General features: G+C 62.4%; 28 protein-coding genes and 2 tRNA genes. 18 read left to right on the forward strand and 12 right to left on the reverse strand.

What is annotated here, in order from left to right; translation table 11 throughout:
* Positions 1-59: 59 nt before the first annotated feature.
* The 3 genes from ACODNH_RS15910 to ACODNH_RS15920 all read left to right on the forward strand — a co-directional run bounded on the left by ACODNH_RS15910 (position 60) and on the right by ACODNH_RS15920 (position 2,074).
* A complete protein-coding gene (locus ACODNH_RS15910) occupies positions 60-1,100 on the forward strand; it encodes a tyrosine--tRNA ligase (RefSeq protein ID WP_434530553.1) in 1,041 nt (346 codons plus the stop codon).
* A 12-nt stretch (positions 1,101-1,112) separates the two neighbouring features.
* The gene (locus tag ACODNH_RS15915; RefSeq protein WP_434530554.1) at positions 1,113-1,802 is read left to right on the forward strand and encodes a class I SAM-dependent methyltransferase; all 690 of its coding nucleotides are present in this window, start codon (positions 1,113-1,115) and stop codon (positions 1,800-1,802) included.
* Between the two features lie 201 nt (positions 1,803-2,003).
* Positions 2,004-2,074: transfer RNA gene (locus tag ACODNH_RS15920), tRNA-Gly, on the forward strand.
* A 204-nt stretch (positions 2,075-2,278) separates the two neighbouring features.
* Here the strand turns inward: ACODNH_RS15920 and ACODNH_RS15925 are convergent.
* Entirely contained in the window at positions 2,279-2,593 is a 315-nt protein-coding gene (locus ACODNH_RS15925; protein WP_306705853.1) for a hypothetical protein, read from the reverse strand.
* Between the two features lie 95 nt (positions 2,594-2,688).
* Between ACODNH_RS15925 and ACODNH_RS15930 the strand changes: the two genes are divergently transcribed.
* Positions 2,689-2,844, forward strand: a complete 156-nt coding sequence (locus tag ACODNH_RS15930) for a hypothetical protein (RefSeq protein WP_306705855.1) — start codon at positions 2,689-2,691, stop codon at positions 2,842-2,844.
* Positions 2,845-2,975: 131 nt separating this feature from the next.
* A complete protein-coding gene (gene dinB / locus ACODNH_RS15935) occupies positions 2,976-4,337 on the forward strand; it encodes a DNA polymerase IV (RefSeq protein ID WP_306705857.1) in 1,362 nt (453 codons plus the stop codon).
* A gap of 6 nt (positions 4,338-4,343) precedes the next feature.
* On the opposite strand, the gene ACODNH_RS15940 is transcribed toward dinB, so the two are convergent.
* Positions 4,344-4,691, reverse strand: a complete 348-nt coding sequence (locus tag ACODNH_RS15940) for a hypothetical protein (protein WP_306705859.1) — start codon at positions 4,689-4,691, stop codon at positions 4,344-4,346.
* A gap of 169 nt (positions 4,692-4,860) precedes the next feature.
* Here ACODNH_RS15940 and bluB point away from each other — a divergent pair, with 169 nt between their 5' ends.
* Complete coding sequence (bluB, locus tag ACODNH_RS15945; RefSeq protein WP_306705860.1) at positions 4,861-5,532, forward strand: 5,6-dimethylbenzimidazole synthase; 672 nt, start codon at positions 4,861-4,863, stop codon at positions 5,530-5,532.
* 170 nt (positions 5,533-5,702) lie between these two features.
* Positions 5,703-7,610, forward strand: a complete 1,908-nt coding sequence (locus ACODNH_RS15950) for a helicase HerA domain-containing protein (RefSeq protein ID WP_306705862.1) — start codon at positions 5,703-5,705, stop codon at positions 7,608-7,610.
* Between the two features lie 27 nt (positions 7,611-7,637).
* Here ACODNH_RS15950 and tpiA read toward each other — a convergent pair whose 3' ends face one another.
* Positions 7,638-8,285 (reverse strand): triose-phosphate isomerase, encoded by a 648-nt coding sequence (tpiA, locus tag ACODNH_RS15955; RefSeq protein ID WP_434530555.1) that lies wholly within the window; start codon positions 8,283-8,285, stop codon positions 7,638-7,640.
* Positions 8,286-8,383: 98 nt separating this feature from the next.
* Here tpiA and ACODNH_RS15960 point away from each other — a divergent pair, with 98 nt between their 5' ends.
* Positions 8,384-8,989 carry a response regulator transcription factor gene (locus tag ACODNH_RS15960; RefSeq protein ID WP_306705865.1) on the forward strand — a complete coding sequence of 202 codons (606 nt, stop codon included), beginning with the start codon at positions 8,384-8,386 and terminating at the stop codon, positions 8,987-8,989.
* 1 nt (position 8,990) lies between these two features.
* Here ACODNH_RS15960 and ACODNH_RS15965 read toward each other — a convergent pair whose 3' ends face one another.
* The 4 genes from ACODNH_RS15965 to hisC are packed head-to-tail and all read right to left on the reverse strand — an operon-like array spanning position 8,991 to position 11,750.
* On the reverse strand, positions 8,991-9,518 hold the full coding sequence (locus tag ACODNH_RS15965; protein ID WP_306705867.1) for a multiprotein bridging factor aMBF1: 528 nt from the start codon (positions 9,516-9,518) through the stop codon (positions 8,991-8,993).
* A gap of 41 nt (positions 9,519-9,559) precedes the next feature.
* A complete protein-coding gene (locus ACODNH_RS15970; protein ID WP_306705869.1) occupies positions 9,560-10,168 on the reverse strand; it encodes a CDP-alcohol phosphatidyltransferase family protein in 609 nt (202 codons plus the stop codon).
* Positions 10,165-10,671, reverse strand: a complete 507-nt coding sequence (locus ACODNH_RS15975; RefSeq protein WP_306705871.1) for an adenylate kinase family protein — start codon at positions 10,669-10,671, stop codon at positions 10,165-10,167. Before ACODNH_RS15975 ends, ACODNH_RS15970 begins: the two co-directional genes overlap by 4 nt.
* Positions 10,668-11,750: a histidinol-phosphate transaminase gene (gene hisC, locus ACODNH_RS15980; protein WP_306705873.1), complete on the reverse strand. Its 1,083-nt coding sequence runs from the start codon at positions 11,748-11,750 to the stop codon at positions 10,668-10,670. The genes ACODNH_RS15975 and hisC overlap by 4 nt, the downstream gene beginning before the upstream one ends.
* Before the next feature lie 254 nt (positions 11,751-12,004).
* On the opposite strand from hisC, the gene ACODNH_RS15985 reads away from it, so the two are divergent.
* From ACODNH_RS15985 to ACODNH_RS15995, 3 genes are all read left to right on the forward strand, one after another.
* Positions 12,005-12,703 carry a chemotaxis protein CheC gene (locus ACODNH_RS15985; protein WP_306705875.1) on the forward strand — a complete coding sequence of 233 codons (699 nt, stop codon included), beginning with the start codon at positions 12,005-12,007 and terminating at the stop codon, positions 12,701-12,703.
* A gap of 48 nt (positions 12,704-12,751) precedes the next feature.
* Positions 12,752-13,204 carry a transporter gene (locus ACODNH_RS15990; RefSeq protein ID WP_306705876.1) on the forward strand — a complete coding sequence of 151 codons (453 nt, stop codon included), beginning with the start codon at positions 12,752-12,754 and terminating at the stop codon, positions 13,202-13,204.
* Between the two features lie 84 nt (positions 13,205-13,288).
* On the forward strand, positions 13,289-13,867 hold the full coding sequence (locus ACODNH_RS15995; RefSeq protein ID WP_434530556.1) for a metal-dependent hydrolase: 579 nt from the start codon (positions 13,289-13,291) through the stop codon (positions 13,865-13,867).
* On the opposite strand, the gene ACODNH_RS16000 is transcribed toward ACODNH_RS15995, so the two are convergent.
* The 3 genes from ACODNH_RS16000 to ACODNH_RS16010 all read right to left on the reverse strand — a co-directional run bounded on the left by ACODNH_RS16000 (position 13,864) and on the right by ACODNH_RS16010 (position 16,161).
* Positions 13,864-15,495, reverse strand: a complete 1,632-nt coding sequence (locus tag ACODNH_RS16000; RefSeq protein ID WP_434530557.1) for a GMC family oxidoreductase — start codon at positions 15,493-15,495, stop codon at positions 13,864-13,866. The two genes, ACODNH_RS15995 and ACODNH_RS16000, sit on opposite strands and share 4 nt — an antisense overlap.
* Before the next feature lie 278 nt (positions 15,496-15,773).
* Positions 15,774-15,847, reverse strand: a tRNA-Arg gene (locus ACODNH_RS16005).
* Between the two features lie 77 nt (positions 15,848-15,924).
* Positions 15,925-16,161 (reverse strand): twin-arginine translocase TatA/TatE family subunit, encoded by a 237-nt coding sequence (locus ACODNH_RS16010; protein WP_306707468.1) that lies wholly within the window; start codon positions 16,159-16,161, stop codon positions 15,925-15,927.
* A gap of 537 nt (positions 16,162-16,698) precedes the next feature.
* Between ACODNH_RS16010 and ACODNH_RS16015 the strand changes: the two genes are divergently transcribed.
* The 4 genes from ACODNH_RS16015 to ACODNH_RS16030 all read left to right on the forward strand — a co-directional run bounded on the left by ACODNH_RS16015 (position 16,699) and on the right by ACODNH_RS16030 (position 18,791).
* On the forward strand, positions 16,699-16,944 hold the full coding sequence (locus ACODNH_RS16015) for a hypothetical protein (protein ID WP_434530558.1): 246 nt from the start codon (positions 16,699-16,701) through the stop codon (positions 16,942-16,944).
* A 59-nt stretch (positions 16,945-17,003) separates the two neighbouring features.
* A complete protein-coding gene (locus ACODNH_RS16020) occupies positions 17,004-17,471 on the forward strand; it encodes a peroxiredoxin (RefSeq protein ID WP_306705897.1) in 468 nt (155 codons plus the stop codon).
* 46 nt (positions 17,472-17,517) lie between these two features.
* The gene (locus ACODNH_RS16025) at positions 17,518-18,330 is read left to right on the forward strand and encodes an HD domain-containing protein (RefSeq protein WP_306705899.1); all 813 of its coding nucleotides are present in this window, start codon (positions 17,518-17,520) and stop codon (positions 18,328-18,330) included.
* Positions 18,331-18,392: 62 nt separating this feature from the next.
* On the forward strand, positions 18,393-18,791 hold the full coding sequence (locus ACODNH_RS16030; protein ID WP_306707470.1) for a hypothetical protein: 399 nt from the start codon (positions 18,393-18,395) through the stop codon (positions 18,789-18,791).
* A 389-nt stretch (positions 18,792-19,180) separates the two neighbouring features.
* On the opposite strand, the gene ACODNH_RS16035 is transcribed toward ACODNH_RS16030, so the two are convergent.
* Complete coding sequence (locus ACODNH_RS16035) at positions 19,181-19,309, reverse strand: hypothetical protein (RefSeq protein WP_306705901.1); 129 nt, start codon at positions 19,307-19,309, stop codon at positions 19,181-19,183.
* A 222-nt stretch (positions 19,310-19,531) separates the two neighbouring features.
* Here ACODNH_RS16035 and ACODNH_RS16040 point away from each other — a divergent pair, with 222 nt between their 5' ends.
* The 3 genes from ACODNH_RS16040 (at position 19,532) to ACODNH_RS16050 (ending at position 22,499) form a co-directional block, all read left to right on the forward strand.
* A complete protein-coding gene (locus ACODNH_RS16040; RefSeq protein WP_434530559.1) occupies positions 19,532-20,782 on the forward strand; it encodes an alanyl-tRNA editing protein in 1,251 nt (416 codons plus the stop codon).
* A gap of 116 nt (positions 20,783-20,898) precedes the next feature.
* Positions 20,899-21,816 carry a GAF domain-containing protein gene (locus ACODNH_RS16045; protein WP_434530560.1) on the forward strand — a complete coding sequence of 306 codons (918 nt, stop codon included), beginning with the start codon at positions 20,899-20,901 and terminating at the stop codon, positions 21,814-21,816.
* The gene (locus ACODNH_RS16050; RefSeq protein ID WP_434530561.1) at positions 21,813-22,499 is read left to right on the forward strand and encodes a DUF7504 family protein; all 687 of its coding nucleotides are present in this window, start codon (positions 21,813-21,815) and stop codon (positions 22,497-22,499) included. Before ACODNH_RS16045 ends, ACODNH_RS16050 begins: the two co-directional genes overlap by 4 nt.
* Positions 22,500-22,510: 11 nt before the next feature.
* Here the strand turns inward: ACODNH_RS16050 and ACODNH_RS16055 are convergent, their stop codons facing one another.
* Positions 22,511-23,434, reverse strand: a complete 924-nt coding sequence (locus ACODNH_RS16055; protein WP_306707472.1) for a DMT family transporter — start codon at positions 23,432-23,434, stop codon at positions 22,511-22,513.
* Between the last annotated feature and the right edge of the window lie 38 nt (positions 23,435-23,472).

Here is a 23,472-nt window from a genome sequence, read left to right on the forward strand (position 1 = left end):
TCGCCAGCCCGTCACACCGGACAGGAACGTTTTAATCGCCGGACCGGCCACACATCGGTATGGATACCGCCGAGCGACTCGATCTGGTGACACGACACACCACAGAGGTCGTCACCGAGGACGAACTGCGGACGCTGTTCGAGGAGAGCGACCCGTCGGCGTACATCGGCTACGCGCCGACCGGCGAGATGCACATCGGCCACTTCACGACGATGCGAAAGCTCGCGGACTTCCTGCGGGCCGGCGTCGACGTGACGGTCCTCATCGCGGACCTGCACGCCCACCTCGATGATAACAAATCACCCTTCGACCTGCTGGATGCCCGCTCGGCCTACTACGAGACGGCCATCGAGGGCATGATTGAAGCGGCCGGTGCGGACCCCGAAGATGTGACCTTCGTCCGCGGGACCGACTTCCAGCTCGACGAGGAGTACACGCTGGAGATGTACCGGATGGCCGCCGAGACGACCATCTCTCGCACGCAGCGCGCGGCCAGCGAGGTCGTCCGTGAATCTGAGAGCCCGAACCTCGGCGGACTCATCTACCCGTTGATGCAGACGCTTGACGTGAAGGCACTGGACGCCGACATCGCCTACGGTGGCGTCGACCAGCGCGGCATCTACATGCTCTCCCGCGAGATTCTCCCGGACCACGGCGGCGAGTCGCCGATCTGTCTGTTTGCACCGCTGCTGTCGGGCCTTTCCGGCGGCAAGATGAGCGCTTCCGACGAGGCGTCGAAGGTCAACCTTACCGACAGCCCTGGCGAGGTTGACGAGAAGATCAATCAGGCGTACTGCCCGGCCGGTGAGGTCGAGGAGAACGGCGTGCTGGAGTACCTCAATCACCTGGTCTTCCCGATTCTGGACGTTCGCGGCGACTCGTTCGTCGTCGAGCGCCCGGAGGAGTACGGCGGCGACCTGACCTACGAGAGTTACGACGAGGTCGAAGCGGACTTCGTCAGCGGCGAACTCCACCCCGCCGACCTGAAGCCGTCCGCCGCAAGCGCGATCTCGGACGTTATCGATCCGGTTCGGGAGCGGCTGGCCGACGAGGACGAGCTACTCGCCGAGGCCTACCCCGAAAAGTACGGCACGGAGTGACGCAGTCGACCGATGCCAGCCTCCGATTCGAGCGCCGACAGTGACGAACCGGCCCGTTCGCGGGCCGCCGTCCGCCGGACGTACGAGGACATCGGTGACCACTTCTCGAAGACCCGTGAGTATGCTTGGCCGGAAGTCGAATCGTTCGTCGACGAATCCGATAGTGTTGGGATGGCGCTCGATATCGGCTGTGGCAACGGCCGCCACGCGGAACTGCTCGCAGGGGTCGCTGACCACGTCGTCGGCCTCGACGCCAGCCGCGCGCTCCTGCGGGCGGCGACCGACCGCGTCGGCGACAGCGTCGCGCTACTGCAGGGCGACGCGACCCGCCTCCCGCTTACAGCCGGGTCTGTCGATCGCGCGGTGTACGTCGCGACGCTGCATCACCTGCCGTCGCAGGCCGCCCGCCGCGCCAGTCTGGACGAACTGGCCCGCGTCCTCGCGCCGGGTGCTCGGGCGCTCGTCAGTGTGTGGAGCACGGCTCACGACCGCTTCGACGCCGACCCCGACGCGGACGAGGGCTTTGACACGACCGTCGACTGGACGCTCCCCGGTGGCGAGACGGTCCCGCGGTTCTATCACATCTACGCGCCAGCCGAGTTCGAGCGTGATGTCGCTGACAGCGACCTTCGACTCGTCTCGATGGAACTCTCAAGCGGCAACTGTTACGGGGTTGTCGAGCCAGAAGGGAAACGCACTTAATTGCCTTCCATCTATGGACCTATACGTTCGCACTCGGGCGAAACACAGTCCACCGAGTCTGTGTCCGCACGAGTTAGCGGCGGTGGTGAGCAAATCCAACGGATTTGCGAACGACGCCGCGCGCGAACGAAGTGAGCGTGCGGCGGTGGCGAGCGATTCCAACGGAATCGCGAGGCACGCCGCGAAGACGCGGAGCAATGAGCGGCGGTGGTCTAGTGGTAGGACCTGAGCCTTCCAAGCTCATGGCCCGGGTTCAAATCCCGGTCGCCGCACTTTTTCAACGAACTATTGGTGAGTCGGAACTGTGGAGTGACGGATTTGACCTACTGAAATCCGAGCGACAGCGAGGATTTGCAGTCGAGTACAAACCCCAGCCATCGCATTCTGCGGCAACAAAAACGACCAGCCGAGGCGTTAGCAGGCGTTTGAAGCTCGCCGCGTTCGTCCTCTGTCCGGCTCCGTAGCCGTCGACACCCTCACTCTGGCTCGACGGCAGCCTGCTCGAACTCTTCCCAGTCATCACCAATCCACTCTTGTAGCCGGTCAGTGACGCCCGCGAAGTCCTCACCGTCCTCGAAGGACTCGACGACTACCCAGCCGTCACCGTCACGGTCATAACCGAGGCTGTAGCCCCGGTCGCCGTTGATGATGACGACGAACGCGGCCACTACATCGAGGTCAGGAAAGAACCCGACCGGCGCAAACCCGTAGTCGTCGTACTGGGCTTCAAGGGCTGAGATTTCGCTCGTTGAGAGCGGTCTGTCCGGCAGCGAGTCCGTCAGTTCAGTCATTACGTCGCAGTCGTGGGGAGAGGACTGAAAACGTTTCGAGCGGGGCCCTCAAAGTGTGAGATAAATATAACTTCAGCCAACATTGAAGTGCTACCATGACTTTTGTTAACATGGAGCTATCCACGCTCCCGGCGGGAACGACCGTCGTACCATCCGGGATTGGCATCGGCGGACGACAACTCGCCGGTGGAGCAATGGCCACTCCACCGGCCACGTATCGCTATGCAACCAACGGCGTACGGAGCATCTGACACCCCACCCCCACCCCACCACTTTCCCTGCTCCCGTTTTCCGGGGTTATGTCGACACACCCGACCACCCTTGACCTGATGCGCTTGGCGAGGGCCGGTGGGGTTTTCTGCCAGTACACATAGCGTCGGGTATGGACGTTGCGCGGCTCCCTGGGACCAGCGGATCCGAGCAGATAGTCGCGCACGTCGACATGGACTGTTTCTACGCTGCCTGTGAACAGCGGCGGGAGCCAGCACTCAGAGATGAGCCACTCGTCGTGGGGATGGGTTACGAGAACGGCGCGACCCATGGGGCCGTTGCGACAGCGAGCTACGAGGCCCGAGAGTACGGTGTTGAATCAGCGATGGCCATCTCAGAGGCCCTGGAACGCCTGCCACGGAAGGTCGACGCTGTTGCGGCTCCGGACCTCGATGTCGAAGACGCCGGCTTCTACCGCCCGGTCGACATGGACTTCTACGAGTCCGTCGCCGCGGATGTCCGGGAAATCCTCCACACGGAAGCGGATGTCGTCCGCGAGGTGAGCATCGACGAAGCGTATCTGGATGTGACCGAGCGGGTCTCATGGGAGACTGTCGAATCGTGGGCGCAGGACCTGAAAGATACAATCGAGTCAGCGGTGGGCGTGGTCGCAAGTGTCGGCGTTGCCCCGACGATGAGCGCTGCGAAGGTGGCCAGCGACCGCGACAAGCCGGACGGGCTGGTCATCGTCGAACCGGGAGCCGTCCGAGAGTTCTTTGATGACCTCCCTGTCGAGGACGTGCACGGCGTCGGGCCGGTCACCGCCAGAGAACTCGCTACACTCGATATCGAAACTGCAGGGGACCTCGCGGCCGCCGACCCGGAACTGCTGGCCGAACGCTTCGGTGAGCGCGGCCGCGAGATACGCCGCTACGCCCGCGGCGAGGACGAGCGGTCGGTAACGCCGAAAGGCGACCCCAAGAGTCTCTCGCGGGAGTCCGCGTTCACTGATGCGACGGCCGACATGGAGGCCAAGTGTCGACAGGTTCGCACCCTCGCCGATGCTGTCGCTGACCGCGCCGAGCGAAAAGGCGCGCGTTACCAGACTATCGGCATCAAGGTCGTGACGCCGCCGTTCGATGTGAACACGCGCGCCCGGTCGCTTCCCGGTCCAGTCGAGGAACCCGAACTGGTCAGACGCATCGCGCTGGACCTGCTCGGCGAGTTCGCTGGCGATCCCGTTCGGAAGGTCGGTGTTCGCGTTTCGAATCTGGACTTCTCTGCCGGCGAACAGGCCAACCTGGACGGGTTCGGCGGTGGCGATGGTTCCGAGGAACCGTCCGATAATCCCCGCACCAGCAACGTCCCGGCGGTAGCCGACGAGCTGGACGACGGGGGGCAAGTCGGACTCGGAACGTTCGCCGAGAATGAGGCGGGTAGCGAGGCTGTCGAGGACACGGTGGACGAGGGAACAGACGCCGGTGAGACGCACATCTCGCTCCCGCCCGGTCAGACCACGCTCGCAGATTTCTAGGCGTTCTCAGGCGACACCGTGTTCCAGATTCTCCAGTAGTTTCCCGACGAACAGGCCGGCTCGCGGCGAAATAGTGTCATCAGCCGGGACATCTGTCGGATGTGCGGCCAGCGTGTCGACGAACCGCCGACTGTGGGTCATTGCGTGCAACATGTCGACTACGTCGACCACCAACCCTTCGTCGCTGGTGTCCATCCCGGCGTAGCGCTCTTTCTCCGCCTCGGTGTAGGAAATCGTCCACGCCGGGCCACCTGCGGCCGTGACGATATCGTCAAGCGGCGCCACCTTCAGGGGACCGTCGTCACTCCCGACGTACACGGTTCCGTCCTCGACGAACGTCTCGTATCTGTCCATGGACAGCCCAGCTGAATAACTATGCCAAGGAGTCCCATTGCAATAGCCGTTACCCCGACCTGAACTGACCGGCACTGATCATGATCTGCCTTGCATTCGGACATCGCTGTATCCGGAACATCCGCTGGCCAGCATAACCGGTATACAACTGTCGTCTGTCATGGAACATATGGCTGAGATCGGTCCCCAAGACCGCGAAGCAGTTTACAAGACCATCTATTCGCGACGAGACATCAGACGATTTGTCGGCGACCCAGTTCCCGAGGAAGTGCTCGGACGGATTCTAGACGCCGCTCACAACGCGCCCAGCGTTGGGTTCTCGCAACCGTGGGATTTCGTCGTGATAGAAGACGAACAGACGAAATCAGCGGTCGCAGCGATTGCCGAGCGGGCGATAGCGGCCGCACGAGAAGGATACAAAGAGCCGCGCAAATCAGAGTTCGGCCAGTTGAAACTTGAGGGGATAACCGATGCGCCGGTGAATATCTGTGTTACCTGTGACCCCACCCGCGATGCGCCACACGTTCTCGGCCGGAACACGATGCAGCGAATGGACGTTTATTCGACGTGCCTTGCCGTGCAAAACCTCTGGCTCGCTGCCCGTGCCGAGGGTATCGGTGTCGGCTGGGTCTCGTTCCTGTATCCCCACGAACTCCGTGATGTGTTGAACATTCCACACCACATTCAACCCGTGGCATATCTCTGTGTCGGCTACCCAGAGGACGGCTTCCCTTCCGAACCGGTACTGCAACAGGAAGGCTGGCGTAGTCGTATCGATAGATCGGAACTGGTCCACCACGACGAGTGGGGCCCCAGTCGGACACCCGAAACACGGTCATAACGGATTCGGTGAGAGAATCTCACCGAGAGGACACGGAATCTCGAAGCCGACCGGGCGAAATCGCCGCGTCATTCCGAACGGTTTCGCCCCCGGCCCAGACCTGTACTGCAGTTGACGGTCGTCTGACGGAGAGTTATGGGGCCTGCGCGTCTCCGTCTTGACAGAAACGCATGGCAGAGACCGAACAGATAACTGTCGCGACGACGAGCGCGGGGCCGGGTGGGACCGGGGAACCGGGAGAGACTGTCAATCTCCCGGTGGTGGAACTGCTGACTGGCCGGGGATTCATCACCGGCAAGAGCGGGTCCGGGAAGTCGAATACGGCGAGTGTCATCGCCGAGAAACTGCTGGACAACGGATTTGGCCTACTTATCGTCGATATTGACGGTGAGTACTACGGTCTCAAAGAGGAGTATGAGATACTCCACGTCGGCGGTGACGAGGAGTGTGACATTCAGGTCACGGACGACCACGCCGGCAAGATCGCTTCGCTGGCGCTGGAACAGAACGTCCCCATCATTCTCGACATCTCGTCGTTCCTTGATGAGGAGGAAGCAGAGACACTACTGACCGAGGTCGCCAAGCAACTGTTCGCGAAGGCGAAAAAACAGAAACAGCCCTTCCTGATGCTCGTCGAGGAATGCCACGAGTGGATGCCGGAGAAGGGGTCGATGGGCGAGGTCGGGAAGATGCTCATCAAAATCGGGAAACGCGGCCGGAAACACGGGCTGGGCATCGTCGGCATCAGTCAGCGCCCGGCCGACGTGAAGAAAGACTACATCACCCAGTGTGACTGGCTGGTCTGGCATCGCCTGACCTGGAACAACGACACGAAAGTCGTCGGGCGCATCCTCGACAACAAGTACGCTGACGCCGTCGAGGACCTAGACGACGGCGAGGCGTTCATGATGAACGACTGGGCCGAGCAGGTCAGCCGTGTCCAGTTCCACCGCAAGCAGACGTTCGATGCCGGCGCGACGCCGGGCCTCGACGACTTCGAGCGCCCGGAACTCAAGTCCGTCAGCGACGACCTCGTTTCCGAACTGGAGACAATCAGCGAGGACCAGCAGGAGACGGAGAACCGGATCAAGGAACTCCGTGAGGAACTGGATAAAAAGAATTCCCGCATCGCCGAACTGGAGGCGGAACTGCAGGACGCCCGGGACCTCTCGCGGATGGCCGAGCAGTTCACCGAAGCGATGCTGGATCAGGCCGAGGACTACAACCCCGGCCGGACGGAACAGGAGAAGATGCGCCGCCAGCGCGAACGGTTCGCCGACCAGCCGGCGTCGGACGGCGACGCAGACGCCGACAGTGAGACGGACGCCGACGGTTCCCGCGACGAGCAGCCCGCGGAGCCGGACGAGACCGCTGACGCCACGTCTGGCGGTGGGTTCGGCGACGCGTTCAGCGCCTTTGCCGAGGACGGGGCTGCAATGAACGGCGGCAGCGCCAATGGCGGTACAGACGCGAATGGGAGCAGCGCTGACGCTGAATCGGAGCCAGATGCCAGCAACGCTGACGCCAAACCAGCGTCGAACGGCCACGACGCGAACGCCGACGTAGCGGCGAACGGGGGCGCCACAAACAACGGTGCGGCGGCCGTGCCAGTCAACGGTCAGGCTGAGACAGACACTGCTGAGACTGATGACGAGGATCTGAGAGCGGCCATCGCCGAGGCCGTTGAAGCTGAGCAGTCGGACGAGGCAACTGAAGCCACCGAAGACGAGACGTCGTCCGATGCTGACGGCCCCGCTGTCTACGGCGACCTGCGAGCCGACATCGAGGAGTTGGATCGAAAGACCTGCAGAATGCTCGCGTACTACCGTGAGCAGGGTCCCGGGACGCCGCTGAACGCACATTTCTCGGCCGGCGGCTCCGGCGACCGGACGGCGGCCTATGCACGAAATAGGGAGCTCCGGCTCCGCGGGCTGGTCGAACACGTCGGCCGTGGACAGTACGACACGCGACTGGCGGCGCTGGTTCGGGAAGAGAGCGACCGCCGACTCGACGAAGACGAGGTCGAGTCAGTTGTGTCCCAGCTTGAGTCGGCGTTTCTCGACGGGGACAGCGACTGAAAAGGTAGTACTGCGACGCCGTCGATTTTACAGGAGCGGTTCGACGAGGTCTTCGAGTGCTGCGCGCGGGTCATCAGCCTTCGCAACGCCGCTTGCCAGCAGGACACCGCTCGCGCCGAGGTCGCTCGCCGAGACGAGGTCCGCGCCGGTCGAGATGCCGGCCCCACAGAGCACGTCCACATCGCCGTTGACACGGGCAGCGGCGTCGACCGCGCCGGTCACGATGTCCGGGTCAGCCTTGCTGACGGGCGTGCCAGTCCCGATGAGTTCCGGCGGCTCGACGGCCACGCCGTCAGGGTCGAGCGCGGCGGCCGCGCCGATCTGTGCGGGGTTGTTCGCACAGACGATGGTTTCGAGGTCGGCTCGGTCGGCGGCGTCGAGCGCCCCGTCGATGTCCGCGAGCTTGAGCCGGTTCTCGGAGTGGTTCAGCAGCGTCCCGACGGCACCGGCGTCCGCAGCGGCCTCGGCGAGGGTACTGCCGGTGTGACTGCCGTGCTCGACGGCGCTAATGTGCTGGGCCCACGTCTCGACGCCGGTCTCCGCAACAGCGCCGATCTGTGCGGCCTGTGGCGCGACGGCGACACGAACGCCGGAATCGTCGCTGACGTCAGCAGCGGCGGTTGCTACCTCGACTGGGTCACACGGGTACGCCTTCAAATTGACAAGGACGAACATACGAAACGCACCGGTTGCTGTGGGGAAATAGGTTGCGAAGCCCCCGTTTGGCGTCCCTATCACTGTACCTTCGTTTCTCCCCAAACCACCGCTCGGGGATGACAGTTATTACGGTTCAGCCGAGACAAGAAACGAGACAAGCCGTGACAGCAGGGGATGACGACACACCGACCGTTCTGATAGTCGAGGACGAACAACACCTGGCCGACCTGTACACCGATTACCTAGCTGACCAGTATCACGTGCAGACGGCCTACAGCGGCGAAGAGGGGTTAGAACTGCTGTCGCCCGACATCGACGTCGTACTGCTTGACCGCCGGATGCCGGTCGTCTCCGGTAACGAAGTGCTTGCGCAGATCGAAGAGACAGGCCTTCGATGCCGTGTCGCGATGGTGACTGCTATTGACCCCGACTTCGACATCATCGAGATGCGCGTCGACGACTACCTTGTTAAGCCTGTCACCCGCGACGACCTGCGGGAGGTCGTCGATCGGCTGTACAGTATTCGGGAGTACAACGACCGACTCCGGACGCTCACGTCGAAAAAGCTCAAGCGCAACGTCCTCCGTGTCGAGAAAACCGACCGGGAACTCCAAGACAGCGAACAGTATCAACAACTCCAGGACGAGATCGAACGGATTTCGTCGAACGTCGAGTCACTCGCGGACGAACTCGACGTTGAGGAAGGAGACCTCCGGTTGTAAGCTAATCCTTTCGCTTCACAACATCGCCGAGCGTGTACTCGCCGTCGCTGCTCCCGCCGGACCACTCCGTCTCGTCGGCGCTGCCGCCGGCGCTCAGGGAGATCTCTAGCGCGCTTTCGAGTTTCTTCTGGACGTCATCGCTGGGCAGCGAGTTGCCCTGTTCGAGCTTCCGGATCAGGCTCGCCTTCTCGTTGAGTTGCTTTGCGAGTTCCTCCTGACTGAGGCCCTGGGACTCTCGACCTTTACGGATCCGGTCGTCGTAATCCTGTGCGACCTCGTCCATCTCGTCGAACATATCCCGACGGCGGCCACCGGACCCGCCACCCGTGGAACTCGACGAGGAGGACGAACTCGACGACGATGATGAGGAGGACGACGTCGAGTACTTCGTCGACGTAGACGACGTCTCCTCCGTTTTGACCTCCGTGCCGAAGTCGGTACACTCGTCACAGACGTCGAGTTCGGCTCCCTCGATTTTGACGCGGTTCGGAGACGAAACCTCCGTTCCGCACATCTCGCACTGAACCATACCGACGGCTTAGACGGGGCGCGGTATAAATGGTGCGCTGGCTACTCCAGCGCGGCCATCGCGTGATAAAACCGCTGGACGGCGGTAACGTGGCCGACGACGGCGAACACGACCAGTAGCCAGCCGACCAGCGTCAATCCGGCCAGTGCGGTCGGAACGAACGCCGCAACGCCCGTGACAACGCCGACGAGTGCAAGCCGGTCGGCGCGACCGAGCAGGCCGCCGTACACGCGGTCGAGGCCGACCGCCTGTGCCTGCGTCCCGAGATAAGAGGTCATCAGGACGCCGGTGACGGCGGCGATGCCCAGTTCCCACTGGCTCACACCGGCGGCGAGGCCGACGATGATGCCGATGTCGGCGTAGCGGTCCAGCACGTGGTCCAGCAGGTCACCGCCCGATGACGCGACGTTGAGTTCCCGCGCGAGCGCGCCGTCCACGAGGTCGAGCCAGCCGTTCAGAAAGACGAGGACGGCACCGCCGAGATACAGCAGGGGTTCCTGCGCCGCGACAGCGTACACCCCGCCCGCACCGAGGGCCAGCAGGAACGCGATGACGCTGACACCGTTCGGGGAGAGTCCAACAATCTTGGCAGCGCTGACGAACGGGCCGAGCGCACGGTCAGCCAGCGGGCGGAACTGATCGAGCGTCATAGCCAGTCGATGTAGGAGACGGTCCCCGCACTCGGCTCGCGCTCGCCGGCCACGACGGCCTGAATCTCCTGTGCCACCTCGTCGGGGTCCCGGTCCGTTGTCTCTATTTCATAGACGGAGTCCATGCCGTGCTCCTCGACGGCTTCGCCGAGGATGACATCGAGTGCTTCCGACTCCGCGTTCTCGTAGGCCTTCGAATCGTCGTCGCCGCGCTCCCGGAGCCGCTCAACGATGGTTTCAGGGTGGGCTCGCAGCACAATCACCCGGTCGGCATCGAAGTGGTGCGCGAGGTGGGACTCGAACAGCACGTCGTCACGGCCGTCCAGCCACTCGGACAGCCCCTCAAGATCGGCGACGAGGCTTCCACGGTCCTCGTCGATGCCCGTTGAGAACCCGTCGTCTTTGATCACGTCGTTGAGGTGGAGCGTGTCGAGACCTGTATCGAGGTGTTCCACTGCCGTTGTCTTGCCCGTCCCGGGCGTTCCGGTAACGGCGACTCTCACGCCTCGACCACCTCAATGACCTCGTTCAGTACCGAGACGGCTCGTTCCGTGTCCTCGCGCGTTCCGCAGGTGATACGGATGCATTCAGGGAGGCCGAACGAGGAACAGTCGCGGATGATGACACCACGCTCCTGGGCGGCATCCGCGATGGCCGACGCGTCGCCGACCTCCGCGAGGATGAAGTTCCCCGCGCTGTCCCAGGTCGGCGCGTTGAGTTCCTTGGCGAGGTACTCCCGGGCCCACGCAGCGGTGTCGACGGACCGCTCGACGTGCTCGTCATCGTCGAGCGCCGCCAGCCCGGCACGGCAGGCGAGTTCGCTGGCCGAGAACGGCGTGTTGATGCGGGCATAGGCGTCGGCCCAGTCCTCGGGAACGACCGCGTAGCCGAGTCGAATCCCCGCGAGCCCGTACGCCTTCGAGAACGTCCGCAGGAGCGCAACGTCGTCGCGGTCGTCCAGCAACGGCCGCTTGCTCGGCATTTCGGTGAACTCACCGTAGGCTTCGTCGACGACGACGAGGGTCTGCTCGTCGGTTTCCTCGGCGATAGTCCGGACCGCGTCGGTCGTGAACTCCGCCCCGGTCGGGTTGTGCGGGCTGGTGAGGTAGACGATTCGCTCGCCGTCGTAATCTTTCAGGACGGTGTCGGCGGTCTGGGCGAAATCATCGGTTTTCGAGAGCGTGTATTCATTGACCTCGCCGTGGTGATAGCGGGCGCTCATCCCGTAGTACGCGAAGCCCGGCGACGGGACAAGCACGTCCTGGCTGGGGTCGAGCATGGCTCGGGCGAGGCAGTCCAGCGCGCCGTCGCCGCCGTTGCTCAGCCACACCTGTTCGGGCGTGGCGTCCCACATATCCGCCAGCTCGTCCACAAGATCGGCGTGGGAGGCCTTCGGATAGGAGTGCATCCGCTCGGCGGACCCGCGAATCGCCTCGACAGCGTCCGGGCTCGGTCCGAACATGTTCTCGTTTGACGCCAGCTTCACCATGTCGTCCGGGTCGAGACCGAGTTCCCGGGCGACCTCCTCGATACCGCGACCTGCCCGATAGACAGTGTGAGCGGAGAGGTCCCGTGGTTCCATGGCTGTGCAAAACGGACGGGGCGGCTTAAGCGTGCTCACATCGGGCGTGGCCGTGGCTCCCCAGCCAGACCCATAGAAATTCGCTGGCGGCTTCCCGTGCGAAACCCGTCGATGACGGGTAAGACACGGAATAGCACGCTCCCCACCGAATCCCTGTCAGTCAGTGGTAATGAGCGTTACGGTGGGTCATCGTCGAGTTGCCGACCCTGTATCTACCGAAAACGGTAACACATCACAGGTACTGATACTGTGCAATGCCGCTTCTCATCGATATTCGGAAGCTCACGCTCATTACGAGACTCATTCAGGACGGAGCCGAACAGGTCGCCGATTCGCTGGCGACGCTGGCCGGGGTCGACGCCGCCGTCGAGATCAAGAGCCTCTCGTTTGTCCAGCCGGAGGACATCGCCACTGAGATGGGTGGCGGGACCATCTACAGCGCTCGTGTCCGACTGACGGAGCCGCCGTACGGTGTCTTCCTGATGACCTTCGAGACGGAGACGGCCGCGGAGATCGCGGAGCTGATGACCGGCTCCAGCGTTGACGATGGGTTCACACAGCTCCACGAGTCCGCGCTTCAGGAAATGTGCAACATCCTCACCTCGGGTTTCATCGACGGCATCGCGAACACGCTGAACGCGACAATCAATATGGGGACGCCGACGGTCGTACAGGACGACGCGACCGAGATCGCCGACAAGGCGCTCTCACACGTTCGCCGGGACTCACTGACTATCGTGCTCGACTCGCTCGTCGACATCAAGGAGAGCGACGTCGCGTTCTCGCTCCGCATCTTCCTCATCCCCGATCCCGGCTCGTTCGTCCACCTCATCGACCAACTGGACTACGACACCGACCGCGAAACGCACATCTCGGCCGACACCGATGCGGTCAAAGAACTCGACATGTCCGCAGACGTGGACGCCTTCGATGCCTTCGATTCCTCGGAGTAGCCGTACCGAACCCACGACGTTGAAGGGGGTCGCGTCCAACCGCCGCATATGAGTGTCGTAAACGCGGCTGTCTTCGGGGTACACCTGATATTCGCCGCGCTGTGGGCTGGCACCGTGTTGTTCATGACCTACGCTGTTCTCCCGACAGCGATGAACGGCGACTCCTCGCCGGGACCGCTGTCGTCGATTACCGGGAAGCTTCAGACAGTGTCACGGGCGAGTGCGACGCTCCTGTTCCTGACGGGTGGGCATCTGGCAGCGACCCGCTACACCGCCGAATCGCTGACGGGAACCGGTCGCGGGCACCTCGTCATCACGATGATCGTCCTGTGGTTCATTCTGGCTGGCCTCGTCGAGGTCGGCGCGTCGAAGCTCAGCGACGGTTTCGACCAGCAGAAGGTACGCGAACCGGCCCGGAACGCACGCCCGTTCCTGCTGGGCGCGTCTGTTGTGTCAATTCTCCTCTTGCTCGACGCTGGCGCCATTCTCGGCCTGTACTGAACGGCCGAGATATCAGTTACCGCTTACTCCTCACGCATACCTGTATCAGCAGATACAAATCACCATCCGGCATATCAGTGCACAATGTGGCCGTGGGGACATCTCGCCGTCGCTTACCTCGTCTACGTTGTGTACACTCGGTTTGACCCGACCCGTCGCCAGACGGCGGCCACGCTGACCGCGCTGGCGGTGGGGTCGCAGTTCCCGGACCTGATCGACAAGCCCTTCGCCTGGACGTTCGGCGTCTTGCCGTCCGGGCGGTCGCTTGCCCATTCCGTGTTCACCCTCCTCGTTCTCACAGTGGTCTTGCACCGACTCGCGGTCCGATATCGCCGAACGGACCTGTCGACGGCTTTCATGCTCGGCGCGTTCGTACACATCCTGACCGATATGAGCCCGACAGCGGTGGCAGGGCTACTCGGCGGCGACCTGACACAGTTACAGTGGCTGCGCTTTCTCGTCTGGCCGCTCCAGCCACCGCCACCGTACGCCAACGACACCTCCTTCGTTGAGCAGTTCGCTTCGCTCTCATTCGAACCGTACGTCCTGTTTCAGTTCGGACTGTTCGGCCTCGCCGTCGCCGTGTGGCTCGCACACGGCGCACCCGGTTTCCGGGAAGTCACTCGCCGGAGCAAAGCAGTGTTCACCGAGTCTGCGGACTAAAGCCGCTCGGAGACGTGGTCCGCGCACTTCAGTGCGAGCGCGGCGATGGTCAACGTCGGGTTCATCGACCCGGCAGTGACGAACACCGACGAGGACGCAATCGAGAGGTTCGCCACGTCGTGGGTCTGCAACTGTGGGTTGACTACGCTCTTGTCGGAATCCGTTCCCATCCGCGTCGTGCCCATGTGGTGGTACGCTGGCCCGGTGTCAGCCGGCCCGACCGTCCACGAGATGTCAGCGCCCAGCTCCGACAGCACGGCGTGTTGAATCTTGTTCGCACGAGTCAGCGATCGCTCTATCCGGTCACCCCACGACCACTGAATGTCTGGAACTGGATTGCCGTGGTCGTCCGTCGTTGACGTGTCCAGCGTTACGCGGTTCTCCTTCCGTGGCGGCTGGCCGACCAGTCCGCCCATCGCAATGCTGTTGCCGTAACTTTCGCGGAGGCTCGACAGCAACGTATCGCCCCACTCCTCACCGGAGAGCGCGAGTTCGACCGGTGATGGGCCAGCGTAGTTCAGGAACTCCAGTTTCAGCGGTGACAGCGTCTCGTCGGTCGCCGAAACGACCGTCTCGCCGTCCGCGACATGCTCGACTGCCTGCCCGGGGTCGTCGTAGAACTGGTGGCACTCGCTTGTGAGAAAGCCGACGTGGTTCTGACGCGTTTCACGGCCGAGCGTGCCGCCTGCCCCAGCGAACAGGTGATCCATGAAATAGTGCCCGACCAGTCCCGAACTGTTCGCCAGCCCGTCCGGGTGATCGTCGTCAGCCGACAGGAGAAGGAGTCGCGGCGTCTCGACGCCGCCCGCCGCGATGACGAACTCGCGGGCCGTCTGGCGGTGTTCAGTCCCGTCCGGCGTCGCGTAGACGACTGCTTCGATGCGTCCGTCGGCATCAGTAACGAGGCGCTGGACCGGCGCCCGGTCGATGACCCTGGCTCCCTCGGCTTCGGCGTCTTCGATGTGGACGCTGGCGTCGTACTTTGCGCCGGAGGGACAGACCGGCTGGCAGGTCCCGTAGCCGACGCATGGCCCCCGGCCATCGTACGGTTCCGAGTTCCGGGCGTTAGGCACGGAGTGCATCGTGATGCCCAACGACTCGCAGGCCTCGGCGAACAACGAGTCGCTGTGCGACGGCGGGAACCCGGGCAACGGATACGCACCGTCTCGCGGCGGTGCAAAGGGGTTGTCTGCGTCACCAGCGACACCCAGCGCCTGCTCGGCGTCGGCGTAGTACGGCTGCAGGTCATCGTAGCTGATCGGCCATGCCGGATCGTCGGTGTCGTGACTGCCGTCGAAATCCGAGGGGTGCAGCCGCATCACCATCCCCTGCCAGTGCAGCGTCGACCCGCCGACGCCTTTGACCCGTGAGATGTTCAGCGGGTAGTGCCGCTCACCGCTCGCACTGAACGCGTCGCGGTCGCCGCCCATATCCCAGACAGAGCCGTGGTCGCCGGGTCGGATCGCCTCTTCCATCTGCTGCTCTCGGTTCGACCTGTCGAACCGCGGCCCGGCCTCCAGCACGACCACGTTCTGTCCGACGCTGGCGAGTTGGCTCGCGATGAGTGCCCCTGCCGGCCCGGCCCCGATGACACAGACATCCGCCCGCTCGGACGGCTCCCGGTCCATTTCAGCAGGAGTTAGGTAAGCCTAAACTTATACGTTGGCATCTCAGGTGCTGTGGGCTGTATGCACGTCGGCTGCGATGGACGCTACTCGCATCGTTTAACTCACCGGGTCGGACGTGCTCGCTTCGCTGCGCGCGACCTCCCTGATTAGAATCCCGCCATGCCGGTTCGCTCCCTTCGGTCGCTGCACGGGCGTGTCGGGAGTGAGCAAACGCGAAGCGTTTGCGAACTACGCCACGGCCGCGAGTGTGTTTCGAGCGGATGCGAGAAACCACAAAGCGGGCGTGGCGGGATTCGAACCCGCGTTCTAGGGGTTAGGAACCCCTCGCCCTGGTCCACTAGGCCACACGCCCTACCGGGTGGTCGATTGAGCGGTGAAAAATCCTTTCGTTATCACTATCGCCCGCTAAAAACGGAGAAGTGGTCGAGATTACGTCTCGGTTTCCGTCGCCGTTTCGGTCGATTCGGCCGAGTCCACGGTAGACGCGTCGGCCCCTTCTGCAGCGCCGTCACGCATTTCTTCGAGTTCTTGTTCGACTTCTTCGCGCCCCTTCTGGAACTCGCCCATGGCTTCGCCAGTCGACCGCGCTAGTTTTGGAATCTTGTTCGCGCCGAACAGCAGGACGGCGATGAGGAGGATGACCATCATCTCCGTCGTCCCGGGCATCCCCGGGAACAGTACTGCGGATGTCCCTAACATTGTATCCGAAGGTTACGTGGTTGCTATTATAACCTTTTTGCTCAGGACGGCCAACTGGGTGATTCACTGCCAGTGGACTGACGCTGTGCTGCTGCCGGTCAGATACAGGACATGTAGCACAGACGAGGCGTACCCACTCAGCCTGTGGAAGCGGCCTCGCCGGGAACTGTCGGCGAGGCCCGGCAGTGGGGTGTGGATCGGACGGGGCAATACGAGGCACCAGGTCTCCGGCCGTTCCATATCGCTGGTCTGGGTCGGCACGTCGACAGAGAGACTACACCATGTCCACGGGACCAGATTGATAGCTGGGGTGCCCGGGTGACACGGTTTGCGTGGCTGTGTCCTACGTTTGTGCTGTCCGTCTGCGGGTTCGCACCCGCATCACTGGCAACACCGTCCTGTCAATTCATTATTCGTTTGTTAACCTGCCGCGCACCGGGCACAGTCTCGGATGGATGCCGCCGCCCGGGGATATAACTGCTATCGGGCGCTCAGAGATACCAGATGCCGGCCGATAGTCACACGATGGAAGTCAGGAGCGGGGAAGAAGTAACCATTCGACCGATCAAACCCGTCGGGGAGGACATTGTTCGGGTCGATATTGAGGCCGATGGAGTGTGGCGACTCGATATCACGCGCGAGGGTGAGATCGCCGATGTTGTCACGACCCGTGGCGCTGACGGGACACTTGCGGACCGCGAACTGCCGGAGTGGATCGATGAGGTCACGGCGAAGTTCGCACAGTTCTGATCGCGCCCGGACTCGGTCAGGTCGGAAAGGGTTTTACTCGCCTGGGTCAACTCGGCAATATGGTCTCAGTTGGAGACGTTGCGCCTGATTTCACGGCACCGATCGCAAACGGCGACGTTGACGAACTAACGCTGTCCGAAGCGCTCGCCGACGGGCCTGTTGTGCTCGCGTTCTTCCCGGGCGCATTCACCAGCGTTTGCAGTCACGAGATGAACTCGTTTCAGGACCGACTCGACGAACTCACCGAGGCGGGGGCGACGTTGTACGGTGTCAGCATCGACACACCGTTCTCACAGAACGCGTTCCGGGACGAGCTGGGACTTGAGTTCGACCTCGTCAGTGACTCCGGGCGGGAGATCGTCGATGCCTACGACATTTCGATGGACTTCGAGGCACTCGGCGTTCCGAACGTAGCAAAGCGAGCTGTCTTCGTTGTCGACGAAAATCAAGAAGTCACGTACGCCTGGGTCAGCGACGACCCCGGCGTCGAACCGGACTACGACGAAGTTATCGACGCCGCCACCTGATCGCGCCGGTGGGGGATTTTTCGCGGTGGGTCGTCTGGGTTGTGGTATGAGCGTTGATAGCGACGATACCAGCGGTCGTATTTACGATCCCGAGGCGGACCATGCGTTCCCGGACAGGCGACTGAATGCAGTTCTCGACACCATCACGGCTGACGAGGAGATCCAGGCGTATCTCGAAGCCCAGAACATCAACCCCGTCGCGCGCAAGCAGTACAACGATCACGGCGCGAAACACATTGGCATCGTTCGAAACCGAGCGCTGTGTCTGTATGACCTCCTCAAGCAGGCCGGCGTCGAATTCAACGGTGCAGCCGACCACGGCCTCGATGAGGCCGATGAGGCTGTCATTATTGCACTTGCGACGACGCTACACGACATCGGGCACGTTGTCCACCGCGATTCCCATCCGTATTACTCGATTCCGCTGGCCGCCGATATTCTCGATGACTTGCTCGATGAGTTCTACGATATTCGTCAGGCGGTTCAGGTGAAAGGTGAGGTACTCCATGCGATTCTCTGCCATCACACCGAGGAAAAGCCGCTGACGCTGGAAGCCGGCGTTGTCCGCGTCGCTGACGCGCTGGACATGGAGCGCGGCCGTTCACGCATTCCGTACAAGCGTGGCGGTCGCGGTATCGACACCGTTTCCAGCCAGGCTATTGAGACGGTGACGCTGAGCCTGGGCGACGACTATCCTGTCCTCGTCGAAATCGCAATGAACAACGCAGCCGGCGTCTATCAGGTCGATAACCTTCTGAAGGCTAAACTCAAGGACTCCGGCTTGGAGGAACACGTCCGTATCGTCGCGCTCAACACCCGAGAGGACGGCAACCAGATCGTCGAACGAATCGAACTCTAAACCGGACCGACACAACGGTTTTGTACCGTGCTTCCCTAGCTATGTTCATGAGTCTCACACCCATGGATGAGCCACGGGGTGCCCGGAAGCGGGCGGACGACGGCAACGTGTCGTCACCCTCACTTCTGGACCGAGTTAGGTACCGCGTGCGCTCAGCCATTGAGACCATCTCGTTTGGGGAGCGATGTTTTGAGTGGTTTGATAGACGTGGTCGAGACAAGCCACAGTCAAAGATTCACACGGATGGGTTCGCTGACGATGTCGTAGCGCCGCCGGAGTGCCCGTCGATCAGCGACCTTCCAACGCGGTCACGGCCGTTTACGTACCCGACGCGGAATCACACGGAAAGTAACACTGTCGACCTCATCGCTATCGAGTCTAGCGACCGACTGACGGTGACACATCCAGATAATTCTGAGGCGAAAATCTCGTCTGACATGTGGGAAGCTGTCGAACAATAAGTGCTCTATTGGCCTGTTCTCTCGCCGTTGAGCGAGGGTTCGGACGATCTGATTGTCAGCGTTTTGAAGACGGAAACAAGCAGAATGGCCGGCCGAGACCGCGGTCAGAGGTCGTACCGCACAATATCACTGGAGCCACAGGCCGGACAGGATGTTCCGTCCGTTTCGAGGGTGGTTCCACAGCGTCGACACTCCAGATGTGACTGCTGTCGAGTCCCTACGACCCGGCGTAATCGCTCCATCATATTGCCAGACAGAACACCGAGACTCTTATAATCGGCTAATTCACGGTGAAAGTGAAAACCGCACGACTCGACGCCGACACTGATTGCCCGTCAGCCGAGCGTCAGACGCACCGGTCACACCGTTCGGCTTGCACAGGCACTCACTTACGCGCGGGCCTGCTCACGCCGGTCTCGCCTGCCGGACGCGTACAGAAGCGCCAGAAACAGCCCAACTGCGAACAGCCAGCCCACCACCAGCCAGAGCAGTATCGATTGGACCCCACTCCCAAGCATGAACTGTAAGCGTCACTGTCCGTACTTAATTAGTAGCACTATATCGGGAACGGATACAGTGACACACAGTGGATTATGCCACCGATAACTGTGAAGGCGGCGTCAGTCACCCACTACTGATTCGATACACACGAGGGCTGCGCGCTTGTCGGCCGGTTGGCCCCAGACGACCGTCCGGGGTTCGCCTAGACGTTTTTGTGCACGCCGACGTAGCCACGCCTGATGACGGGAACAGCCGCAGCCGAGCCCACTGTGACGAACTTCACGTCGACCGTCGACCGCATCGAGACGACTGCCGTCGTGCTAACGGAGACGTACTTCTACGCCGAAGGCGGCGGCCAGCCGGCGGATCGGGGAACTCTCGGTGGCGTTGAGGTCGTCGACGTCCAGCATCGAAACGGCGATATCGTCCACGAACTGGCCGAACCGCCGGCCTTCGACCCGGGCGAGACAGTCGAGGGTCAGATCGACACGGCGTTTCGAACGTACTGCATGCGTGCCCACACGGCCAGTCACGTCCTCTATGGCGCTGGTCGCCGGCTGCTGTCGGATCTCGGCTACGGCGGCTTCGACATCAGCGCGACGGTTCCAGAAGACGCCGGTGATGACGACTTTGGGCCGGCTATCACTGGGAAGGTGCGGGTAGATTTCGAAACGACGACCGAAATCGACGACGAGACACTCACTGAACTCGAGCGGCTGGCCAACCGCGCCGTCTGGGAATCTTACGACGTGACCTGGAAAGAAATTCCGCGCGACGAGGCACTAGGTCGCGACGATATCGCGTTCAACACGAAGACCGAAGAGGGAACCGAGGGCGAGACGGTCCGTGTCGTCACCATCGAAGACTGGGACGTAGCCGCCTGTGGGGGGACACATGTCAGGAACACGCGAGAGATCGGGCCGGTGACAGTCCTCGGTCGGTCCAACCCCGGCGAAGGCCTGACGCGCGTTGAGTTCGCTGTCGGGCCGCGAGCGATCCGCCAGCGCGCGACTGAGCACGAGCGGGCGATGGCTGCCGCCCAGTCGCTGGATACGAACGTTACTGAACTCCCGGATGCTGTCGACGCACTCCAGTCGGAGTGCGACGACCTCCGGAACACGGTATCGGACCTTCAGGAGCGTCTGGTCGATTCCCGTCTCGCGGAACTGCGTGATGCTGCCGTCGAAGTAGACGGACAGCGATGGCTCGTCGGGACTGTGGCCGGCCTCGACGCAAACGCGCTTGCTGACCGGGCGGAGTCCGCCGTCGACGACGACATCGACGTGGCCGCGCTGGTGGACGCCGATGGCCAGTATCTGGGTGTCGGTACGACCGGCGGCGTCGATGCCGGCGAGGTGGTCGATCAGGTGACCACAGAGTTCGGTGGCGGCGGTGGCGGGCGACCAACAGTCGCACAGGGCGGTGGACTCAGCGCTGATGGCGATAACATCGTCGCTTTTCTCAAAGACATCCCTGGAAACGTGGATTGACGGGTGAAACAGGCGTCCAGGCCATTCGCTTCGCAATCGGCTCTGCTCCCGTTTTCGCGGTTGATAGCTGGGCCAGTACGTACATCCCTGCCGGCAGGAATCTCACACCAGATACGATGGTACATCGCATTCTCTGTGTGGACCCGGACGAGGACGTCTGCGAGGAGACGGTCGACAAGATCCAGTCGGAGTTGGCGGACCAGGACCTCCGCTTCGAAACGGCTGGGTCGCTGGCCGACGCAGAGGCCGAGCTGACAACGGACACTGCGGCAATTATCACCGAGTACGAGCTCCCCAACGGCACCGGGTTTGACCTCATCGGGGCGGCACAGACGGCCTGTCCAGACGCCGGGTGTATCCTCTACACCGACACCGACCCGGACACCATCGATACTACGGAGCTTCGTGGCTCGATTACGGAGTACGTTGGTAAGAATTCGATTTTTGGATCGGAGCGCCTCTCGCAACTGCTGGGGAAGACTATCGAGACGCGGGTTCAGGCGACGTATCCCGTCCCACAAAACGAGACCGAGCGGTTGGCGGCGCTCCGGTCGTATGACCTCGACAGCCCGGATCTGCTGGCATCGCTGGACCGAACTACCAACCTCGCGGCTGACCACTTCGATGTTGATCGGGCCTCGATAAACATCATCAACGAACACAGCCAAGATTTCTTGGCCTGCTACGGCGACGCTCAGGACTGGGAGTCGATGGACCGCGAGGACTCTATCTGCACGTTTACCATTCTCGAAGACGATGACGTGATGGCCGTCGAAGATGTCACGGAAGACCCTCGCTTTGAGACCCGGAGCGAGACGCTCCTCAGCATGGGTATCCGGGCGTACATGGGAGCAAACCTGATCACGTCGAATGGGCTGGTCATCGGGCCGCTGTGTGTGTATGATGACAATCCACGGGAGTTCTCGGCAGCCGACAAGGCGTACCTCCGTGATCTCGCCGATGTCGCGATCGACCTCATCGAACTCCACTCGCGGCTGGATAGCGTCGCCGGCGACACGGGGGGAGCGCAATGACCACAGAGACTGGTGGTGATTACGAATTCGCCGACGGTATCCCAATCAACCCGATCGATCCGGGGACCATCGTCCTTGTCGCTGGGCCGGCCCTCAGTCGGGCGGAGGCCGTCGCACGAACGCTCGTCGCCGGCGGGAGCGACGCCGAGGAGGGGATGCTATACATTTCGACGAATATGACCGCCGAAAAGCTGTTGAACGCCTGTCGGCAGACCCAACCGTCGTTTGACGACACCAGAATGGGGGTCATCGACTGTAGCGGGCAAGACGCCGCGCAGTCCGTGCTGGGCGAGCGCGTGAAGTACGTCTCGACACAGAGTGATCTGACCGGCATCGGGATGAAGTTCTCGGCACTGTACGAGGGGCTGTACGGCACCGTCAAACACGGTCGTGTCCGGACTGGGCTGATAAGCCTCTCATCGCTGTCGATGTACGTCGACCTGCGGGCGCTGTTCCAGTTTGCACAGACCGTCTCAGGTCGCATCGACAGCGCCGGGGGCCTCGGTGTGCTCGCTATCGATCCGACGACCCATGACACGAAGGCGGTTAACACGCTGAGCCAGGTCGCAGACGGGCGTATCGAGGTCAGAGAGTCCGAGAGCGGCACGGGTGATGGAGAACTCCGGGTCCGCGGTTTGCCAGACCAGCCCAGCGGCTGGCAGCCGTTCACCCTGTCCGAATAGCAACGCGGGACTCAATCGCCCCGGTTCGGCGTCCCGTTGAACCGTGCAACCTCGTTTCGCAGTGCGTCCCGTTTCAACAGCCCGAAGCCGATGAGAATGCAGATAAATCCGACACCCGTGTAGACCGTCGGCGTCTCGCCGAGGAACAGCAGTCCGGTGGCGGCGGCGACGACCGGTGCGGCGTAGGAGACGAGATTGATCTCGATGGGGCCCAGCCGCTCCAGAAGGTCGAAGTAAATGAGGAAGCCGAGCGCACTGGCGACGACAACCAGATACAGCAGGGCCAGCACGGCTTCAGCAGTCCACTGAACATTGGCAACCGATTCGGAGACACCGAAACTGATGCCGTGCATGAGCACCGCACCGAGCAGCATCGACCACGCCTCCATCGTCTCTATCTCCAGGTTGTCGTCGAACCGGCGGGTCAGCACGCTCCCGAGGGCAAAGGACGTGGTCGCAAGGAAGACCAGAAACAGCGACACAGTTCGGGGGTCGAGGAGGTTCCCCGGGTCGGGGTTGCTGAGAACGCCGACACCGACGAACCCGACGAGGAGACCAACGATGCCCAGCGTTGTGAGCCGTTCATCCGGGAGGAACGCACGCGCGAACCCGGTCGTAAGAATCGGTGAGAGGCTGACGACGATAGCGGCAGCGGCACTGGTGGTTCCCTGTTCACCGACGAACAGGAAGATGTGGTACGCGGCGATCAGGAGTGACCCACCGATACCCACGACGATCCAGTCGGTCCGGCTCTTCGGGACCCACTGGTCGGTAGCGTACACCGCGTAGCCGAGCATCAACAGGCCGGCGAGGTCGTACCGGAACGCCGCAAACAGGATTGGTGGAAAGTACTCTAGCCCTGCCTTGATCGCGGTGAAGGCGCTGCCCCAGGCGACTGCGAGCGCGACGAAGAGGATGGCGTTGCGGAACCGCATCGTCCGCTCGAGTCAGCCGCCCCACTGTCGTCGCCCGG

Origin of the sequence: Haloarcula sp. NS06 (assembly GCF_051122755.1) — an archaeon.
Classification (GTDB): Archaea; Halobacteriota; Halobacteria; order Halobacteriales; family Haloarculaceae; genus Haloarcula.

What these genes read in the sequence shown, in the direction of transcription:
- ACODNH_RS15985 (WP_306705875.1), top strand. Translation starts at nt 12,005, where the DNA reads ATGCCGCTTCTCATCGATATTCGGAAGCTCACGCTCATTACGAGACTC.
- ACODNH_RS16050 (WP_434530561.1), top strand. Translation starts at nt 21,813, where the DNA reads ATGACCACAGAGACTGGTGGTGATTACGAATTCGCCGACGGTATCCCA.
- ACODNH_RS15995 (WP_434530556.1), top strand. Translation starts at nt 13,289, where the DNA reads ATGTGGCCGTGGGGACATCTCGCCGTCGCTTACCTCGTCTACGTTGTG.
- tpiA (WP_434530555.1), bottom strand. Translation starts at nt 8,285, where the DNA reads ATGTTCGTCCTTGTCAATTTGAAGGCGTACCCGTGTGACCCAGTCGAG.
- ACODNH_RS15925 (WP_306705853.1), bottom strand. Translation starts at nt 2,593, where the DNA reads ATGACTGAACTGACGGACTCGCTGCCGGACAGACCGCTCTCAACGAGC.
- ACODNH_RS16015 (WP_434530558.1), top strand. Translation starts at nt 16,699, where the DNA reads ATGCCGGCCGATAGTCACACGATGGAAGTCAGGAGCGGGGAAGAAGTA.
- ACODNH_RS15960 (WP_306705865.1), top strand. Translation starts at nt 8,384, where the DNA reads ATGACAGTTATTACGGTTCAGCCGAGACAAGAAACGAGACAAGCCGTG.
- bluB (WP_306705860.1), top strand. Translation starts at nt 4,861, where the DNA reads ATGGCTGAGATCGGTCCCCAAGACCGCGAAGCAGTTTACAAGACCATC.
- ACODNH_RS16035 (WP_306705901.1), bottom strand. Translation starts at nt 19,309, where the DNA reads ATGCTTGGGAGTGGGGTCCAATCGATACTGCTCTGGCTGGTGGTGGGC.
- ACODNH_RS16055 (WP_306707472.1), bottom strand. Translation starts at nt 23,434, where the DNA reads ATGCGGTTCCGCAACGCCATCCTCTTCGTCGCGCTCGCAGTCGCCTGG.
- ACODNH_RS16030 (WP_306707470.1), top strand. Translation starts at nt 18,393, where the DNA reads ATGGATGAGCCACGGGGTGCCCGGAAGCGGGCGGACGACGGCAACGTG.
- ACODNH_RS16045 (WP_434530560.1), top strand. Translation starts at nt 20,899, where the DNA reads ATGGTACATCGCATTCTCTGTGTGGACCCGGACGAGGACGTCTGCGAG.
- ACODNH_RS15965 (WP_306705867.1), bottom strand. Translation starts at nt 9,518, where the DNA reads ATGGTTCAGTGCGAGATGTGCGGAACGGAGGTTTCGTCTCCGAACCGC.
- ACODNH_RS15930 (WP_306705855.1), top strand. Translation starts at nt 2,689, where the DNA reads ATGACTTTTGTTAACATGGAGCTATCCACGCTCCCGGCGGGAACGACC.
- ACODNH_RS16020 (WP_306705897.1), top strand. Translation starts at nt 17,004, where the DNA reads ATGGTCTCAGTTGGAGACGTTGCGCCTGATTTCACGGCACCGATCGCA.
- ACODNH_RS15990 (WP_306705876.1), top strand. Translation starts at nt 12,752, where the DNA reads ATGAGTGTCGTAAACGCGGCTGTCTTCGGGGTACACCTGATATTCGCC.
- ACODNH_RS16000 (WP_434530557.1), bottom strand. Translation starts at nt 15,495, where the DNA reads ATGGACCGGGAGCCGTCCGAGCGGGCGGATGTCTGTGTCATCGGGGCC.
- ACODNH_RS15915 (WP_434530554.1), top strand. Translation starts at nt 1,113, where the DNA reads ATGCCAGCCTCCGATTCGAGCGCCGACAGTGACGAACCGGCCCGTTCG.
- ACODNH_RS15910 (WP_434530553.1), top strand. Translation starts at nt 60, where the DNA reads ATGGATACCGCCGAGCGACTCGATCTGGTGACACGACACACCACAGAG.
- ACODNH_RS15950 (WP_306705862.1), top strand. Translation starts at nt 5,703, where the DNA reads ATGGCAGAGACCGAACAGATAACTGTCGCGACGACGAGCGCGGGGCCG.
- ACODNH_RS15970 (WP_306705869.1), bottom strand. Translation starts at nt 10,168, where the DNA reads ATGACGCTCGATCAGTTCCGCCCGCTGGCTGACCGTGCGCTCGGCCCG.
- hisC (WP_306705873.1), bottom strand. Translation starts at nt 11,750, where the DNA reads ATGGAACCACGGGACCTCTCCGCTCACACTGTCTATCGGGCAGGTCGC.
- ACODNH_RS16025 (WP_306705899.1), top strand. Translation starts at nt 17,518, where the DNA reads ATGAGCGTTGATAGCGACGATACCAGCGGTCGTATTTACGATCCCGAG.
- ACODNH_RS16010 (WP_306707468.1), bottom strand. Translation starts at nt 16,161, where the DNA reads ATGCCCGGGACGACGGAGATGATGGTCATCCTCCTCATCGCCGTCCTG.
- ACODNH_RS15940 (WP_306705859.1), bottom strand. Translation starts at nt 4,691, where the DNA reads ATGGACAGATACGAGACGTTCGTCGAGGACGGAACCGTGTACGTCGGG.
- dinB (WP_306705857.1), top strand. Translation starts at nt 2,976, where the DNA reads ATGGACGTTGCGCGGCTCCCTGGGACCAGCGGATCCGAGCAGATAGTC.
- ACODNH_RS16040 (WP_434530559.1), top strand. Translation starts at nt 19,532, where the DNA reads ATGACGGGAACAGCCGCAGCCGAGCCCACTGTGACGAACTTCACGTCG.